This window comes from Pantoea sp. UBA7232 (assembly GCF_002473195.1).
Lineage (GTDB): Bacteria > Pseudomonadota > Gammaproteobacteria > Enterobacterales > Enterobacteriaceae > Pantoea > Pantoea eucrina.
The window spans coordinates 87338-101714 of record NZ_DKTK01000009.1 but is presented as its reverse complement, the minus strand read 5'-3'; the positions used below and the strand labels follow the sequence as shown (position 1 = coordinate 101714).

The window sequence follows — 14377 nt, the reverse complement described above, 5'->3', positions numbered from 1 at the left end:
GGCCGGATACCTCCGGGCAATGCCGGAGACGGCTATGAACAGCACATCAAACAGCGCCCGTGAGGTTAAGCATGGGTGAAAACAGCATCATCACTGGCGTTCTCGGCCTCATATTTGGCGGCGGGGCAGTCGCAGTTCTCTGGAAGCCATTAGCAGCAAGCCTCCTTTCGCTGGGCATCAGCAACAGGGCGGGCGGTGAGATCATCTCCAACTACAAGGAGCAGGTTCAGCTGCTGAAGGAGAGCAATAACCTGCTTCGTGAAGAGAACGACGAGCTTCGGGAGAGGCACGATAAGAATCTTCGCCGGATATCCACACTGGAGACGGACCTCAAGCTGATTAAAAACGCGCTGGGAATCCTGTTGGCTATGTCAGAGGCCAGTAACGCTGTGGGCAATGAGCGATTCAGAACCGAAGTAAACAGGCTGATCGCCAATCTGGAGACCGACAGCGATGGCACCAACTAAACCGAATCACAAACGAAGCCTGATTATTGGCGGCGTTCTTACCGTACTGACGCTTATCTGCATCGCCATGACCTGCATGTTCGTTTACGTCAGCAATGACGCTAACCAGAAGATTGATGTCATCCGCGATGACTACCGCAGGATTGCCGATCGTCGTGATGCAAAAGTTGTTCGCCTGGCTGAACAGGTCGGAGAGCTGCAGAAGAAAGTGGACAACATACCGGACCGCACAGCAAACAAAACAGCCGACAAGGTTAAGCAGGTTGTGAAAGAGGATGAGAGCAAATGACCGAAAGTAAAATCATCCCGATCCTGAATGTAGAGGAGGGGTACAAAGAGGCGCCCTACCTCGATACGCAGGGATATCCGACCGTTGCCGGCGGTATCCGCATTGGGCCAAAGGGCGCCAGCCTGAGTAATTATACCTTCCGCGTACCGCGTACAGTGGGCGATGTATGGAAGCAGGTTATCGTTGACCAGAAAGTTAACGAGATGAGCCAGCGGCCAAGCATTGCAGCGGCTCTGGCAGCCTGTAACCCACCGCGCCGGGACATCCTGATTAGCATGGCCTACCAGATGGGTGCTGACGGGCTGGCAGGATTCAAGAACACTCTGAAGCTGATTGCAGACGGTAACTTCAGCGCTGCAGCTGATGGCATGCTCAACAGCCTGTGGGCGAAGCAAACGCCCAACCGCGCCAAACGCCATGCAGATGTAATGCGCACCGGCAGCTATGACATTTACCGGGGCCTCATCTGATGGACATGTTCAGCGTTCTCCGTGGCAGCAGCGGCAATATCTCTCTGAGCCGCACGCAGGCCGCTCTCGCATTTCTCGTCTGCTGCGGCGTAGTTGGCTGGCAGGCCTACAAAGGGACGCTGTCAGATGTCACATTCGGTCTGTTCTTCGGCTTCGCCACTGCGGGTTATATCGGGGCAAAGAAAATCGCCACTGATAAAGATATTGAAGGGAAGAAGATTGACGCTGGTCTTGATCCGGAGAATAGGCCATGACGACCATCGAACTGATGTTCACTGTAATCGGTGTGGCAATCGCTGCAGTGGCTGGCGCATTCGGCATTGGTCACTCCAAGGGTAAAGCCAAAGCAGAGCAGGCAGCTGCCGATCGCGAAACCAAAGCTGCTATCGATTCCCAGCAGGCCGCCTCACAGCGTCAGACAGAAACCTCAAAAGGAGCTGCAGATGTTCAGGAAAGCGTTTCCCGTATGCCTGGCAGCGCTGTTGACGACGAGCTGCGCACAGACTGGCTTAACAAGAATTGAAGTCGTGGACACCGCCTGTAACTGGGTAAAGCCTATCCTGGTGACTGAGGCGGACATCATGACGATGGATGAGCGCACCAAGCGGGCCATCCTGACGCATAACAAGACATGGAAAGCCAACTGCGACAGCCAGACTGGTAAGGCGGCAAATAATGGCAAAAACTAAGTGGCCCAAGCTTCCTCGATTTTTTGTTCCGCTTTTTCACTGCGCGAACATTTACCTGTGTGTCACTAAAGATGAATGGCAGCAGGCTATCTCCAACCTCAATCAGCCTGAGCAAAATCTTTCATTTTCTAACGGGCGCACGATGCATTTTTGCAATGAGTCGACCGGTGAAAACCTCTATCTGATTGGTGTATTTGATCAATCTATATCAACTCTGGTCCACGAGTGTGCGCATGCCACGTTTTATTGTTGCAGCGATGTAGGTGTTTCAATACGAACGGACCAGCCAAACGAAACTTACTGTTACCTGCTGGACAGAATGTTTAGCGCTTTTCTGCCACATATCCAGCAGGAAGCGAAATGAGCGCCTATCAGATTTACAACATCTTCTCAGGTATCTGCATCGGCGCCCTCATCGCAACGTGGGTCGGATTCTGGATTCACCAGCGGCAGGAGCGCCGGCACCGCAGTGAACTAACCAGGCTGCAGGAACGAATCGTAGCCGAAGTAAAGCAGAGCATCAGGAAGTAACAGAGCCTCGCAATAGCGGGGCTTTTTTGTACCTGCAGTAAATCCCGCGCCATGCCCGGCGCATTCAAAAGCATAGAGTCTTACAGAAACAAGCCTTGGAGAAATGCTGGTTTAGGCCGGTAGCCGTCTCTATGCGCTGGCGTTTCTGGGCAACAAGGCTCGTTTCTATAAGGTAACTACCATATGAACATTGTCCCATTGAACTACAAAGGCGAAGCTGTCCGCTTTAATACCGAAGGATGGATCAACGTTACTGGAGTAGCAGAGCGATTTAGCAAGCGCATCGATAACTGGATGCGCCTGGCAGAAACTCTTGAATACATCCGGGCATTAGACGAAGCGCTAACCGGCGAAGAGTCACAGATTTTACATCCCTCACAATCGAGGTATGTAAAAACAAGCCGAGCCCGTAAGGACAGGGGCGGCGGAACCTGGCTGCATCCAAAGCTTTCAGTTGCGTTCGCCCGTTGGTGTGATGCCCGATTTGCTGTCTGGTGCGACCTCCATATTGATAGCCTGCTTCGTGGTGAGCTGACCGAGCAGCAGAAATTTGAGCAGGCTTGCCGTATCCGCGATGACCGGAAATCGAAAGCCAGTAACGGAGCCAGAGAGATGGCTCGCTGGAGATGGGATAAGCAGATGGTTGAAGCTAATGTCGAATACTGGAGAGAGCAACTTCAGCTGACACTGGACATTGCCGTTTGATGCCAGGCGCAATTTTGCGCTTTGCTGGGAAAACAGGAAGTTAAAGAAAGTCACTTTCACAACGGCTTTCATCACAAGGCGCTTTCTAACCAGAGCGCCTGATGATGAATCTCTCCGACAAGGGATAACGGTTAGCCACGCTGTGAAGCGTTGCGAATCCGCTTGTTAACATAGGCAGCAGTTATAGCGCAGATCATGCCAACGATATGGTTGACCGAATCAGAGTAAGCGATAGCGAGCAGAATAATGTCTGCGTGATTCATAAGAGCCTCCGTTGATGAATTGATGTGTATCTAGCTGTAATAGGGGACAGATCGCTTCCCCTTTAGTGAGTTACATCGATATTTCATTCGCGGATGCCTGTTTATGGTTCCGATAAATTTTATTGAAGGGAGCGATCATGCCAGACACCTATCGAATCACAGTTACCACCAAATCCGGCGAGACGCATGAAGGCCTGATGAACCGATCGCAGCCTGAAATCGTTAACGGCTTCATCGGCATTGCCCGTGAAGATGGTGGCTGGGTCTATCTGGCGCCTGATGATGTGCTCAAGATGGAGTACGTGCCAGAGGCGGGAACACAAAAGGAATAAAACATGGCGAAACCAGATTGGGAGGCCATCGAATCGGCTTACCGGGCTGGTTCGTTGTCTATCCGCGCTATAGCTGATAAGCATGGCGTAAGTGATACCGCTATCCGTAAACGTGCAACACAGAACGGGTGGCAGCGAGACCTGACTGAGCAGGTGCAAAAAGCCACTAGGCAGAAGTTAGTTCGCAAAGAAGTTCGCAATGACAGTTCGCGCGAACATGTGCGAACCGATGAAGAGATTGTCGACGAAGCTGCAGATGAAGCTGCCGGCGTTGTTATTGAGCACAGAGTAGACTTGGCTCGCTGGCGCCGAATAGCAAACAAGCTCGGTGACTTTCTGGATGACGTTGAGTTTACCGAAGATAACCATGCATCTCTTTCCCGTTCTCTGGTTGCCGGTGTCGATGCGCAGGTGAAGATCATCAAAGCTGAGCGCGAGGCGTTTAACATCGACAGTGGTGAGAAGAACAACGTCACCGACAGTATTTCTGATCTCATGGATTCATTGTCTCAGGGGGCTTGATGAAACCTGAGCATTTTAAACTGCTGGCTGACAAGCTCTGGCGCCTGAACAACCTATACTGGATCACCGACAAAGAGGGCAAGCCTGTAAGATTCAGGATGACGCCGGAGCAGCTCGAATACTTCGAGGGCATGCATACCCGCAATATCATTCTCAAGGCTCGCCAGTTGGGATTCACCACCGAGGTCTGCATTATCCAGCTGGACGCCGCTTTGTTCGAGTCAGCAAAATGCGCCCTGATAGCCCACACCCTGAACGATGCCAAACGTCTGTTCCGCGAAAAGGTGAAATACGCCTATGACCGGCTGCCGGCAGAAATCAGAGCGGCCAACCCGGCGAGCAATGATTCTGCAGGTGAGCTGGTTTTCAGAAAGGGCGGATCAATCTACGTCAGCACATCATTCCGTGGCGGCACACTGCGTTTCCTGCACGTTTCCGAGTTCGGGAAGATATGCGCTAAGTTCCCCGATAAAGCCCGTGAGATTGTCACTGGTGCGTTTGAGGCGGTATCAAGCGACTGCTTTACCACAATTGAGAGCACTGCTGAGGGTCGCGCCAGTTACTTCTTTGACTACTGCCAGACAGCTGAGAAAGCGCAGCTGCAGGGCAAGCCGCTGTCTAACCTCGACTGGAAGTTCTTCTTCTTCTCGTGGTGGAAGAACCCACTCTACGCAATCGACCCGGTAGAAGCTCTGCCGCAGCGCCTGATGGATTATTTCTACGACATTGAGGCCAAGCATGGTGTAAGCCTTAGTGAGCGTCAGAAAGCCTGGTATTACGCTAAAGAGAAAACACTCGGCGACGACATGAAGCGCGAGTATCCATCGATACCGGCTGAAGCCTTTGAGCAGTCTGTTGAAGGTGCCTACTATGCCAAGCAATTCCGCTGGCTTTACACCAACAAGCGCGTTGGAGAGCTGCCGGACAATTCACATCAGCTCGTTCACACCTTCTGGGATATCGGCGTGGGCGACTCCACTGCAATCTGGTTTGTTCGTGAGGTGGGCGATGAATTCCACGTTATCGACTACTACGAGAACAGCGGCGAAGGCCTCCGCCATTACATGAAGGTGCTGAAAGACCGCGGCTATGAATATGGCGATCACTGGGCGCCACACGATATCGACAACCGGGAGTTTGCTGGCGACGGCAAAAGCCGTAAGCAGATAGCAGCTGAAGGCTTTGAGATAGACGGGCAGGTCTACTCCATCAGATTCAAGGTTGCGCCAAAGCTGGGCGTTGATACCGGTATCGATTCAGTGCGTGAAATCCTCCCGCGATGCGCCTTTGACTCTGCTAAATGCGAGCTGGGCATCTCTCATCTTGAAGGTTACCGCAAAGAGTGGGACGACAAGCGCGGCTGCTGGAAAGATAAACCCCTGCACGACTTTACATCGCACGGTGCTGATGCCTTCCGCTACTTCGCCGTAGCGAAAACGAACCACAAACAGACCGGCGCAATCTTCTTTTAAGGAGCTCATCAGTGAGTGAACAAAGCAACGAGGTCACATTCCTCGTTAATGCCCTTGCTGATGCTATGGGCCGTCAGCGCATTTTGTATGGTGGTCATCAGGGCAACACCAAGCGAACAAAGCTTTATGAAGAGTTCGGTTACCCCAACGATCTGGATTTTGACCGCTACTACCGTGCCTATGAGCGCAACCCGGTAGCTTACGCTGCCGTGCATAAGTTGCTGGACTCCTGCTGGGTGGACCGGCCTGTCATAATCGACGGTGACGAGAAAAAAGAATCGACTACCACAACGGCATGGGAGGCTGCGGCAACAAAGCTGCTGGCGCGGCACTGGCCGAAGATTAAAGACGCTGACAGGCGCAACCTGATCGGTAAATACTCCGCGCTGCTGATTCAGTTCCGTGATGGGCGAGAGTGGAAAGAGGCCGTAGACAGCACCGTGATTAAGCGGCTGGGTGACCGGGCGGTTGTTAAGCTCATCCCGGCATGGGAGTCGCAGATTAAGCCCGGCAATTTCGACACAGACACCATGTCGGAAACCTACGGTGAACCGGTGAGTTACCAGTTCAACGAGCAACCTGTTGGTGACGACGGCACATACGGGCCCGTTCGTAGCGTTACAGTGCATCCCGATCGGGTCATCATTCTGTGTGAAGGCTCAGAGGATGAAAACATGCTGTCTGGCGTCCCTTATCTGCGCGCCGGCTACAACAAGTTGCTCGACCTTGAGAAGATTTCCGGCGGCAGCGCTGAAGGGTTTCTGAAAAACGCCAGTCGCCAGCTGGGGATCGCCTTCGACTCAACGACAGACATGGCCACCATTGCTGCTCAGGCTAAAGAGGCCGGTTACGCCAATATCGGCGAGGCGATGAACGATAAAATCGCCAGGATGAACCGTGGTACCGATGCTGCGCTGGTCATGCAGGCCGGCACGCCTTCTGTGCTGTCTGTGGCTGCGGCTGACCCGTCCCCCTCATGGACGGTAACTGCGAATGAGTTTTCATCGTCGATTCAGTGCCCGTTCACCATCCTGTTTGGACAGCAAACCGGCCGCCTGGCATCCGATGAGGATAAAGCAGACTGGGCGAAGCGCTGTAACGGTCGTCGGTGGGGATTCATGACGGCTGCAATTAAATCCGTTCTGGAGCGTTTCTGGACGCTGGGGGTTATCGATGCCCCACAGTCGGGTGAGGTCACACTGGCATGGTCTGACCTGCTCGCACCAAGCGAGAAGGACAAAATTGCCAACATGCAGGCAATGGCCTCTGTAGCCAAAGACACGCAGCAGGCATTTGGAACATCGGCCGTTGATGAAAACGAAGTGCGTACCGTGGGAGAGCTTGAGCCACGCAAGGCTCCATCCACTCCAGACCCGAACAAAAAGCTAAACGATAAGGACCCGCTGAATGACGACGATGCCAGCGAGAACCCGGATCGGGACGCCAATAATACCCCGCAACAAAGCTGATCCGACGCAATCTGCCCGGCAGGTGGGTCGGATGTATCGCGATATTGATGACCGCTACTACCGGATAAAGCTGCATCTGAAGCAGTTGCTCGATGAGCGGATGAGCGGCACTGAGCGCATTGGTAACGCATCGCATGCTGTATACGGCGATGTTATTTACCAGGTGAATGCCGGCACCTACATCTACGACATGACAGCCGCACAGCTGGCGGACCTGCTGCAACGCGTACAGTTGATTCTCGACGATCATCTTCTTGACGGTGGCAGCCAGAATCTATGGGCGCTGACCTACGTTGCTGCTGAATATGAGCGCGGCACTCGCCAGGCATTCACCAATCTGTCAGTGCAATCGGCTGTGTATGAGCAGCAGACTACGCTGGCGCAGCTGCTGAGCAGTCCGGCATATCAGAATCAGATCGCCGCGGCTTACGTCTCCACCTACAGCGACTGGAAGGGCATCAGTGATGCTGCCCGTGCTGACCTGGCTAACGTCATATCCGATTCAATAGGTCGTGGCGTTAACCCGCGTGAAACGGCTCGCATCATCAGCAAGCGGCTTGATGTGTCGATGGCGCAGGCAAAGAACATCGCTCAGACCGAGCAGGTTGGCGCTTTGCGGAAAGCCCAGTGGCTGGAAACAGACTGGGCACGCGAAAGGCTTGGGCTCAATACGGCCGTGATGTGGCTGTCAGCGCTTAAGCCTACAACCAGGGCATGGCACGCGGCGCGCCATGGCCGGGTTTACACCACTGAAGAGGTTGAGGCTTTCTATTCGGTGAGCGGCAACCGGTACCACTGCTACTGTAGTCAAATCCCCGTGATTCTTGATGAAAAAAGCCAGATCGTTAATCCCGGACTCGCAGAGAGATTAGCCGCAGAGCGCAGAGAGTGGCAGCAGGCCGCTTAACTATCCATCCCATGAGGACAGAGCATGAAACGCAATCGCGTTAACGTGCTGACCGTCGTCAACTCCGCTTCAAACATCACCACTGAAACCATCGACGGCAAGCCACATATCGTGGTTCGCGGCATCACGCCTGTCGTCGACGATATTGTGATGAACCGGAAGTTGTACCCGGCAGCAGAAATCGGCAAAGCGTATAACACGCTGGAGCGCAATCCGATGCCGCTGGGCCATCCAAAGGTAGACGGCAAGCACGTATCGGCGCGCGATGTCAGGGCAGTAAACAACTATCACGTCGGGGCATGGCTGCAGAACGTGAGTCACACCGACGGCAAGGTAACCGGCGACATGTACGTTGACCGCCGATACGCCGAATCCAGCGACAAGGGTAAGCGCCTGATTAACCGCCTGGATGAAATGGCCGCCGGCACCAACGCCGAGCCGATCCACATCTCAACCGGCCTGTTGTATTCCGGCATCGCTGCAAACGGCGAGTCGAAAGGGAAAAAGTACAACGAGATCGCCACCAACATGATGTTTGACCATGTGGCGGTGCTTCTGGATGAGCCGGGCGCCGGAACACCAGATGAAGGCGTTGGCATCTTCGTTAACTCTGATGGTGAAGAGCAGGAACTCGAAGTTGTAAACCTGTCAGATAGCTCGTCTCCGGATGAGGAATCACCGCAAGACCCCGTACTCAAATCATTTTTTTCACAGCTAAAGGCGTTTTTCAGCGCCAACAGCAATCCCGTCAAAGAGGAAGCAAACCAGATGAAAGAACTCATCACCAATGCGCTGAAAGCGAAAGGCATCGACGTTGAAGGCAAGTCTGATGCTGAGCTGATGGACGCTTATAACCAGATGGCAGCCGATGAAGCGAAGGCGAAAGCTGATGCCGATGAGAAGGCCAAAAAAGAGAAAGAAGAGGCTGATAAGAAGGCCAAGGAGACCGCGACCAACAGTGAAGAAGCGCCAGCATGGTTTAAGCCGTTTGCTGACAAGCTGAACACCATTGAAAGCGGCCTAGCGGTAAACGCTGACAAAGAGAAGGGCGAAAAACGCGCTGCAGTTAAGGCGAAGTTTGGCCTGGGCGATCTGGTGGTTAACGGCCTGGACGGCGCGGCGCTGGATGGCATGTACGCACAATGTCAGTCATCTGTAGGCCTGAATGGCGGCATGCGTCATCAGGTAAATACCCAATCCCTCAGCGAAATGCCGGAGTAAATAATGGCTAAAGATGGAAAGCATGTAATTCACGCTGGCGGCGTGTTCCCTAATCCGCTGCTCAACCGTGAAGGCGCAGCAGCCGCTGCAACTAAGCCCGGCACCATCGGCTTCTTTGATGCAGGAAAGTTCACTGCATCGGCTGATGGTAATGAAGAAGCGATTCTTTATGTCGCCAACTACGACTATCTGCGCTGCCTGACGGTAGATGACAGCATTCCTGCTGGCGAGCTGGTCGTTGGCATTCAGCCAATGCAGGGCATGTTCCTGAACGTACGCGCAGCGGCAGGGACCTATAAAAAAGGCCAGCCACTTTCAATCGCTGACGGACAGGTGAAAGCACAGGCCGACGGCGAATCAATCCGCTGCTTCGTCGAAGAAGATAAAGCGTACACCACTGCTGCAGGCGATCTGCTGCGTGTCGTGATCAAGTAAGGAGCACCTGAATGTTTGTATTTTCTCGTTCCATTGGCGAGCGCACCGGAAACCTTGAAGTTAACCAGGCGCAATTCGCTGAGCTGCAGATGGCGCGTAACGAAGGTGCTCAGGCCGCCGCCGATTTTCTCGGTCGCGTTCGTGGCATTCGTGAAGATGCCGGCCGACTGGATGCTGTCAACGCCGTTGACGATATCCGCCGCCTGTATCGCGCATTTGATACCACCGTTCTGGCTCAGTTTGAGCCAACCACTCAGTTCACTCTGCTGAATGACCTGATGCCACTGGCTCGCTCTGTGCGCATCGAGCAGTCGCGCTACGACTACGCTCGCACCGGCGGTCGTGGCTGGGCTCACACATCCATGAGCGGCCAGATTGGCGCGGCGCTGGATGCGAAGTCCTACACCTTCGACGGCACCATGGTTCCTATCCATGACTCCGGCTTCAAGTTCACCTGGCGTGATCCGATCTTCAACAGTCTGTCAGCGCTTCAGTCGCAGGCTGATGCACAGCGCGGCTCTGTAGAGGATGTGCAGCGTCAGTACGTTGACTACATGTTCAACGGCTTCCGTGACTCAGAGGGCAATTACGTTAAGTTCGACGGCCTGACATGGAAAGGCCTGAAGGAAGATGAGCGCGTGGCTCAGGTAACGCTGACCTTCAACTTTGCTACCAGTACCGATCCGGTTGCGCTGCGCACCAATGCTATCGCGCTGCGCGACGTGGTTCGTGTAACTAACAGCCAGTATGCGCCGCAAACCTGGTATGTCTCTGCTGAGATTATGTCGAATCTTGAGCGTTATTTCGACGTGAACGCGACCCGCACTGTGCTGGAAGAGCTCCTTAAGCTGTCAGGCATCGCGGCCATCAAAGAAGATGCGCAGCTTTCCGGTAATGAAATCCTGATTGTTCCGCTGACCGCGGGTGTTATCGCGCCGGTTGTTGGCCAGGCAATTGGCACCGTTGCGGATCCGCGCCCGTTCTACAACAGCGATTACATCTGGCGCACATGGGGTGCGATGGGCCTGATGGTTAAGCAGGACATCAATAACAAATACTCCGTCATCCACGCCTCTTAAGGAGCAGCTAATGGCACTCGTAAAGATTATGGCTTCAAACCTCTTTGCCGGTGCCAACTTCCAGAAACTGGAGGTTGGTAAAGTTTATGACGTTGACAGCGCGATCGCTGAGAAGTGGGTTGAGCAGGGTAAGGCTGAAACATCCAAAGAGAAGGGCGGCGAGAAGCTGTCATTTGAAGTGGCAACGCCGTCTGCTCCGGTCAGCAAAGACAACTCTGTGCTGGAGTCGAAACTGAATGATGCGCTGGAGCAGCTGAAAGCCTCGCAGGATGCGGCTGAAGCGAAAGACAAAGAGCACGCTGATGCACTGGCGGCGGCTAACAAGCGCGCTGATGATGCAGAGGCAGCGCTGGCGGCGGCAACCAAAAAGGATAAGTAATCATGGCAGCCCAAATCACGCTGGATGACGTAAAGCCGCTGATGGCTGAGTTGGGCTTCACGGTTCCTGACGCCGTTCTGCAGCTGTTGATTGAACAGGTCAGTGCTGCTTCGGCCTGTATGGACGGGGCGGGCTACTCCGAAAGCCTGCAAAAGCTATTGCTCATCTATGCAGCCGCGCGATTAGCCGCCCTGTCCGGCGCCCGTAAAATATCATCACAGTCTGCTCCTTCTGGCGCGTCCCGCTCGTTCACCTATGACAGTGCCGGCACAGATCATCTGTATAAGCAGATTCTGGCGTGGGATACCAATGGCTGTCTTGGCAGTCTGCCGATATCTGGCCTGACTGTTGGCTTCTTTGACGTCGTGGGAGGCTGCTGATGAACTGGCAATCACCCGAAACGAAGCCAAAGGCATTTGAGCGCGTCTGGCTGAAAACCTCAGATGGTCGGCAGACAACCGGCTACGTCAACAGCAGCAGTGAATGGGTGTTTAACTGCAAGCGCATAGCGGCTGAGAAGCCTGCTGTAATCGGCTGGAGGGTCTGATATGTCGTCACTTGCTAACTGGTCATACACCGCGCAGGCGACGGTCTGGAGGCGCTCCGGGGCCAGCAATGATTACGGTGACCCGGTGTTTGATGCGCCTGTCGTTATCGCCTGTGATTATCAGGGCGGGCTGGCAAAACGGCTGGGTGACATTGGTACGGAGCGGGTGGTCAAAAACACGATCTGGACCGAGTATGCGCTGGCGGATACAGGCGATTACATTCTGATAGGAGTTTCTGCTGAGCCTGACCCGATCGCCGCAGGTGCGGATGAGGTAATGCAGGCTATTCGCTATGCGGACACCTTTGAGCGGCTTGCTGACGACTTTGCCATCATAACCGGAGCATAACCATGGGCGTGAAAGTAAAGGGCGTGAGCAAGGTCAGCAGGAGCGTTAATCGGGCTATCGACAGCATTCAGGACCGACGCGTCATTCGTGCACTGACAGGGGCGATGATTGTTGGTGCGGCGCAGGCGGCACTTTATACCCCAATCGATACCTCGTATCTGCTTAACAGCCAGTTCCGGGAGATTGTCGTCAATGGCGCGCTTATAACTGGCAGAGTAGGCTACACGGCGAGTTATGCCGCTTACGTGCATGACCCGGCCATTCCTCAGCGCTTCCGCCGGTCCACCGCACAGAAAGAGTTCCTGACGAAAGGATTTGAAGAAAGCCGGGATGCGATTGAGCGCGTGATACATAGGGAGATGACGCTTTGACACCTCCTATGCATACGCGAGTACGTAATTATTTCAATGGCGCCAACCTTACTGCAGGTTTTACGACCCAGCTACTCATGTGGAGTGACACTGGCAACCTAAGCGAGCGGTTTATGGTTTTTCGCCCGAACGGTGGAGGCTCGATCCGAAATCAGCTGGGTGGAGAATATTACATTCTGCTGGATGTAATAGGTGCCAAATCAGGAAACGGAGCGGTCGATGAGCGGGTTCAGAGCATTATTGATTACGTCCAGCAAAACCCGATGACCGACGAGTGCGTAGGTTATCTGGAAAACCTCGGTGGCATTCCCGCCCCCGTTCTGACAAGCGAAGGCCGCCTGGTCTATCGACTCCAGTTTGTCGCCACATTCGGCGCATAGAAAACTCAAAGGGGAATTAAATATGGCTGAATGCCAGAACAGCAACGAACGTTTGTTCGGTGGCGCCGTCGTGCTTGAAGTAGCCGACGGTTGCCCGGATCAGGTGCCGCAGGAGTCTGAGTGGAAAGCTCTGGCCGCCGGCACCAGTAAGGGGTGGGACTTCTCGCCTAACACAGTGACCTCTGACGCAGATGATGGTGGCGGCTTTGTCGAAAGCATCATCACTAACTCTGACTTCACTATCAGCTTTGAAGGTGAAGTGCGCAAAAGAGGTAAGCTGGACCAGTATGGCATCGGCCGCTTCATAAAATACTTCGCTGGCGAACTTAAAGCCCGACGTCAGCCGGGTATCTGGGTTCGCATGGAGTACGGCGAAATTACCTTCATGGGGTACATGGTTGTCACCGCACTGAGCTCGGATGGAGGGACTAACGATATCGTCACTGTTACCACCGAGTTCAAGGTTGGTGATGCCTCTACCATTCAGGTGCTGGATACCGAAGAAGCAGTGCGCGCCACTGGCGTAACCGTTACTCCGGCCACTGCATCTATCGCTGTAGGCGCGACACGTCAGCTTACTGGTGCGGTGCAGCCTTCCGATGCAACTGACCGCACAGGTGCATGGACAACTTCCGATGCAACTAAAGCGACAGTAAGCAGCACCGGGCTTGTTACAGGTGTGGCGGCAGGCTCAGCAACCATCACATTCACTTCAACTGATGGCGGCTTTACCGGCACCACTGCAGTGACTGTGACTTCAGCGTAACCATTACAGAGGGGCAGCATTAACAGCCCCTCGATAATGGTTATGGAGGAGATATGACGCCACTTAAAGAGATAGGAGAAGTGCTGATTACGGTGGGTGAGGAAGATTATTTTTTCCGGCCATCGTTCATTAACATGACACGGATTGGCGAGCCAGAGGAAATCGTACAAGCGCTGTATGATCTGCATAACGACGAGGCAGCCGAGTTGATGAGAAAGGCTACTGTTGCCTTGGGCTATCTTCCTGCGTGGATTGCAGATCACTGTATATCACCGCAGTACAGCAAAAAGGCTACTGTGGCTGCGATGACAGTGTTACAGGCGTGCTCTGATCAGAACGTCACTAGCCTGACCGGTGAAGTAGTCCCAGGGCGCTCAGGCAAGTGGACCTTCGTCTACCGCAAAGGGCACATGACACCCGAAGAGATGATTATCGTATCGCGGTCGCTGATGGCGCACGGTATTGTCGGCAAAGCTAAAGTCCGCAGGCTTCAGCGCCACGAAGGCGCAGAAGCATCTACTGAGTTCAATGCTTTCGAGTACATCAGTGCAGCACGCACTCACCTAGGGATGAGCCGTGAAGAGGCTGAGCAGCTGACGATGACTGATTTCCAGCTCCTGTTAGCAGCTAAATATCCTGAGCAGAAAGGCTTCACCAGAGAAGAGTACGAAGCTGCAGAAGATGCTTTCCTTGCTAAGCAGGCGAGAAAGCAGGGAAAACAGAAATAAAAAACC

Annotated in this window: 25 protein-coding genes; 24 read left to right on the top strand and 1 reads right to left on the bottom strand. The window is 53.8% G+C overall.

Annotation, left to right across the window (positions count from 1 at the left end; genetic code table 11):
* Window positions 1-71: 71 nt before the first annotated feature.
* The 9 genes from B4056_RS10310 (at window position 72) to B4056_RS10270 (ending at window position 3151) form a co-directional block, all read left to right on the top strand.
* The gene (locus B4056_RS10310; protein WP_039379268.1) at window positions 72-467 is read left to right on the top strand and encodes a hypothetical protein; all 396 of its coding nucleotides are present in this window, start codon (window positions 72-74) and stop codon (window positions 465-467) included.
* Entirely contained in the window at window positions 454-756 is a 303-nt protein-coding gene (locus B4056_RS10305) for a hypothetical protein (RefSeq protein WP_039379266.1), read from the top strand. Before B4056_RS10310 ends, B4056_RS10305 begins: the two co-directional genes overlap by 14 nt.
* A complete protein-coding gene (locus tag B4056_RS10300) occupies window positions 753-1226 on the top strand; it encodes a glycoside hydrolase family protein (protein ID WP_288654654.1) in 474 nt (157 codons plus the stop codon). The genes B4056_RS10305 and B4056_RS10300 overlap by 4 nt, the downstream gene beginning before the upstream one ends.
* Window positions 1226-1480, top strand: a complete 255-nt coding sequence (locus B4056_RS10295) for a hypothetical protein (protein ID WP_288654652.1) — start codon at window positions 1226-1228, stop codon at window positions 1478-1480. Before B4056_RS10300 ends, B4056_RS10295 begins: the two co-directional genes overlap by 1 nt.
* Window positions 1477-1749 carry a hypothetical protein gene (locus B4056_RS10290; protein ID WP_288654651.1) on the top strand — a complete coding sequence of 91 codons (273 nt, stop codon included), beginning with the start codon at window positions 1477-1479 and terminating at the stop codon, window positions 1747-1749. The genes B4056_RS10295 and B4056_RS10290 overlap by 4 nt, the downstream gene beginning before the upstream one ends.
* Window positions 1750-1753: 4 nt before the next feature.
* A complete protein-coding gene (locus B4056_RS10285) occupies window positions 1754-1915 on the top strand; it encodes a hypothetical protein (RefSeq protein ID WP_288654649.1) in 162 nt (53 codons plus the stop codon).
* Window positions 1902-2279, top strand: a complete 378-nt coding sequence (locus B4056_RS10280) for a hypothetical protein (RefSeq protein WP_288654648.1) — start codon at window positions 1902-1904, stop codon at window positions 2277-2279. Before B4056_RS10285 ends, B4056_RS10280 begins: the two co-directional genes overlap by 14 nt.
* The gene (locus B4056_RS10275; RefSeq protein ID WP_288654647.1) at window positions 2276-2446 is read left to right on the top strand and encodes a hypothetical protein; all 171 of its coding nucleotides are present in this window, start codon (window positions 2276-2278) and stop codon (window positions 2444-2446) included. Before B4056_RS10280 ends, B4056_RS10275 begins: the two co-directional genes overlap by 4 nt.
* Window positions 2447-2629: 183 nt before the next feature.
* Window positions 2630-3151: a KilA-N domain-containing protein gene (locus tag B4056_RS10270; RefSeq protein ID WP_288654645.1), complete on the top strand. Its 522-nt coding sequence runs from the start codon at window positions 2630-2632 to the stop codon at window positions 3149-3151.
* A 131-nt stretch (window positions 3152-3282) separates the two neighbouring features.
* On the opposite strand, the gene B4056_RS10265 is transcribed toward B4056_RS10270, so the two are convergent.
* Window positions 3283-3414 (bottom strand): hypothetical protein, encoded by a 132-nt coding sequence (locus B4056_RS10265; RefSeq protein ID WP_288654643.1) that lies wholly within the window; start codon window positions 3412-3414, stop codon window positions 3283-3285.
* Window positions 3415-3551: 137 nt separating this feature from the next.
* Between B4056_RS10265 and B4056_RS10260 the strand changes: the two genes are divergently transcribed.
* The 15 genes from B4056_RS10260 to B4056_RS10190 all read left to right on the top strand — a co-directional run bounded on the left by B4056_RS10260 (window position 3552) and on the right by B4056_RS10190 (window position 14371).
* A complete protein-coding gene (locus B4056_RS10260) occupies window positions 3552-3746 on the top strand; it encodes a hypothetical protein (protein ID WP_288654641.1) in 195 nt (64 codons plus the stop codon).
* 3 nt (window positions 3747-3749) lie between these two features.
* Window positions 3750-4268, top strand: coding sequence for a hypothetical protein (locus B4056_RS10255; protein WP_288654639.1), 519 nt, complete (start codon window positions 3750-3752; stop codon window positions 4266-4268).
* The gene (locus B4056_RS10250; protein WP_288654637.1) at window positions 4268-5740 is read left to right on the top strand and encodes a terminase; all 1473 of its coding nucleotides are present in this window, start codon (window positions 4268-4270) and stop codon (window positions 5738-5740) included. Before B4056_RS10255 ends, B4056_RS10250 begins: the two co-directional genes overlap by 1 nt.
* Window positions 5741-5751: 11 nt before the next feature.
* Window positions 5752-7209: an anti-CBASS protein Acb1 family protein gene (locus B4056_RS10245; RefSeq protein ID WP_288654636.1), complete on the top strand. Its 1458-nt coding sequence runs from the start codon at window positions 5752-5754 to the stop codon at window positions 7207-7209.
* Window positions 7157-8116, top strand: coding sequence for a phage minor head protein (locus B4056_RS10240; protein ID WP_288654806.1), 960 nt, complete (start codon window positions 7157-7159; stop codon window positions 8114-8116). Before B4056_RS10245 ends, B4056_RS10240 begins: the two co-directional genes overlap by 53 nt.
* Before the next feature lie 24 nt (window positions 8117-8140).
* Window positions 8141-9337: a DUF2213 domain-containing protein gene (locus B4056_RS10235; RefSeq protein WP_288654634.1), complete on the top strand. Its 1197-nt coding sequence runs from the start codon at window positions 8141-8143 to the stop codon at window positions 9335-9337.
* 3 nt (window positions 9338-9340) lie between these two features.
* Window positions 9341-9772: a hypothetical protein gene (locus B4056_RS10230; protein ID WP_288654632.1), complete on the top strand. Its 432-nt coding sequence runs from the start codon at window positions 9341-9343 to the stop codon at window positions 9770-9772.
* A gap of 11 nt (window positions 9773-9783) precedes the next feature.
* Complete coding sequence (locus tag B4056_RS10225; RefSeq protein WP_288654630.1) at window positions 9784-10851, top strand: major capsid protein; 1068 nt, start codon at window positions 9784-9786, stop codon at window positions 10849-10851.
* A 10-nt stretch (window positions 10852-10861) separates the two neighbouring features.
* Window positions 10862-11230, top strand: a complete 369-nt coding sequence (locus B4056_RS10220) for a hypothetical protein (RefSeq protein WP_288654628.1) — start codon at window positions 10862-10864, stop codon at window positions 11228-11230.
* A gap of 2 nt (window positions 11231-11232) precedes the next feature.
* Entirely contained in the window at window positions 11233-11610 is a 378-nt protein-coding gene (locus B4056_RS10215; RefSeq protein ID WP_288654627.1) for a DUF7370 family protein, read from the top strand.
* Between the two features lie 168 nt (window positions 11611-11778).
* Window positions 11779-12126, top strand: coding sequence for a hypothetical protein (locus B4056_RS10210; RefSeq protein WP_286876689.1), 348 nt, complete (start codon window positions 11779-11781; stop codon window positions 12124-12126).
* Window positions 12127-12128: 2 nt separating this feature from the next.
* The gene (locus B4056_RS10205) at window positions 12129-12497 is read left to right on the top strand and encodes an HK97 gp10 family phage protein (protein WP_288654625.1); all 369 of its coding nucleotides are present in this window, start codon (window positions 12129-12131) and stop codon (window positions 12495-12497) included.
* Window positions 12494-12877, top strand: coding sequence for a phage tail termination protein (locus tag B4056_RS10200; protein WP_288654623.1), 384 nt, complete (start codon window positions 12494-12496; stop codon window positions 12875-12877). The genes B4056_RS10205 and B4056_RS10200 overlap by 4 nt, the downstream gene beginning before the upstream one ends.
* Window positions 12878-12899: 22 nt before the next feature.
* Window positions 12900-13643: an Ig-like domain-containing protein gene (locus B4056_RS10195; protein WP_288654621.1), complete on the top strand. Its 744-nt coding sequence runs from the start codon at window positions 12900-12902 to the stop codon at window positions 13641-13643.
* A gap of 53 nt (window positions 13644-13696) precedes the next feature.
* Entirely contained in the window at window positions 13697-14371 is a 675-nt protein-coding gene (locus B4056_RS10190) for a DUF6246 family protein (protein ID WP_288654619.1), read from the top strand.
* Window positions 14372-14377 lie beyond the last annotated feature (6 nt).

Coding starts and splice junctions, on each gene's coding strand:
- B4056_RS10265 (WP_288654643.1), bottom strand. CDS start 3,414: ATGAATCACGCAGACATTATTCTGCTCGCTATCGCTTACTCTGATTCG.
- B4056_RS10295 (WP_288654652.1), top strand. CDS start 1,226: ATGGACATGTTCAGCGTTCTCCGTGGCAGCAGCGGCAATATCTCTCTG.
- B4056_RS10235 (WP_288654634.1), top strand. CDS start 8,141: ATGAAACGCAATCGCGTTAACGTGCTGACCGTCGTCAACTCCGCTTCA.
- B4056_RS10255 (WP_288654639.1), top strand. CDS start 3,750: ATGGCGAAACCAGATTGGGAGGCCATCGAATCGGCTTACCGGGCTGGT.
- B4056_RS10190 (WP_288654619.1), top strand. CDS start 13,697: ATGACGCCACTTAAAGAGATAGGAGAAGTGCTGATTACGGTGGGTGAG.
- B4056_RS10225 (WP_288654630.1), top strand. CDS start 9,784: ATGTTTGTATTTTCTCGTTCCATTGGCGAGCGCACCGGAAACCTTGAA.
- B4056_RS10215 (WP_288654627.1), top strand. CDS start 11,233: ATGGCAGCCCAAATCACGCTGGATGACGTAAAGCCGCTGATGGCTGAG.
- B4056_RS10205 (WP_288654625.1), top strand. CDS start 12,129: ATGGGCGTGAAAGTAAAGGGCGTGAGCAAGGTCAGCAGGAGCGTTAAT.
- B4056_RS10220 (WP_288654628.1), top strand. CDS start 10,862: ATGGCACTCGTAAAGATTATGGCTTCAAACCTCTTTGCCGGTGCCAAC.
- B4056_RS10195 (WP_288654621.1), top strand. CDS start 12,900: ATGGCTGAATGCCAGAACAGCAACGAACGTTTGTTCGGTGGCGCCGTC.
- B4056_RS10210 (WP_286876689.1), top strand. CDS start 11,779: ATGTCGTCACTTGCTAACTGGTCATACACCGCGCAGGCGACGGTCTGG.
- B4056_RS10240 (WP_288654806.1), top strand. CDS start 7,157: ATGCCAGCGAGAACCCGGATCGGGACGCCAATAATACCCCGCAACAAA.
- B4056_RS10270 (WP_288654645.1), top strand. CDS start 2,630: ATGAACATTGTCCCATTGAACTACAAAGGCGAAGCTGTCCGCTTTAAT.
- B4056_RS10300 (WP_288654654.1), top strand. CDS start 753: ATGACCGAAAGTAAAATCATCCCGATCCTGAATGTAGAGGAGGGGTAC.
- B4056_RS10230 (WP_288654632.1), top strand. CDS start 9,341: ATGGCTAAAGATGGAAAGCATGTAATTCACGCTGGCGGCGTGTTCCCT.
- B4056_RS10280 (WP_288654648.1), top strand. CDS start 1,902: ATGGCAAAAACTAAGTGGCCCAAGCTTCCTCGATTTTTTGTTCCGCTT.
- B4056_RS10260 (WP_288654641.1), top strand. CDS start 3,552: ATGCCAGACACCTATCGAATCACAGTTACCACCAAATCCGGCGAGACG.
- B4056_RS10275 (WP_288654647.1), top strand. CDS start 2,276: ATGAGCGCCTATCAGATTTACAACATCTTCTCAGGTATCTGCATCGGC.
- B4056_RS10310 (WP_039379268.1), top strand. CDS start 72: ATGGGTGAAAACAGCATCATCACTGGCGTTCTCGGCCTCATATTTGGC.
- B4056_RS10305 (WP_039379266.1), top strand. CDS start 454: ATGGCACCAACTAAACCGAATCACAAACGAAGCCTGATTATTGGCGGC.
- B4056_RS10250 (WP_288654637.1), top strand. CDS start 4,268: ATGAAACCTGAGCATTTTAAACTGCTGGCTGACAAGCTCTGGCGCCTG.
- B4056_RS10290 (WP_288654651.1), top strand. CDS start 1,477: ATGACGACCATCGAACTGATGTTCACTGTAATCGGTGTGGCAATCGCT.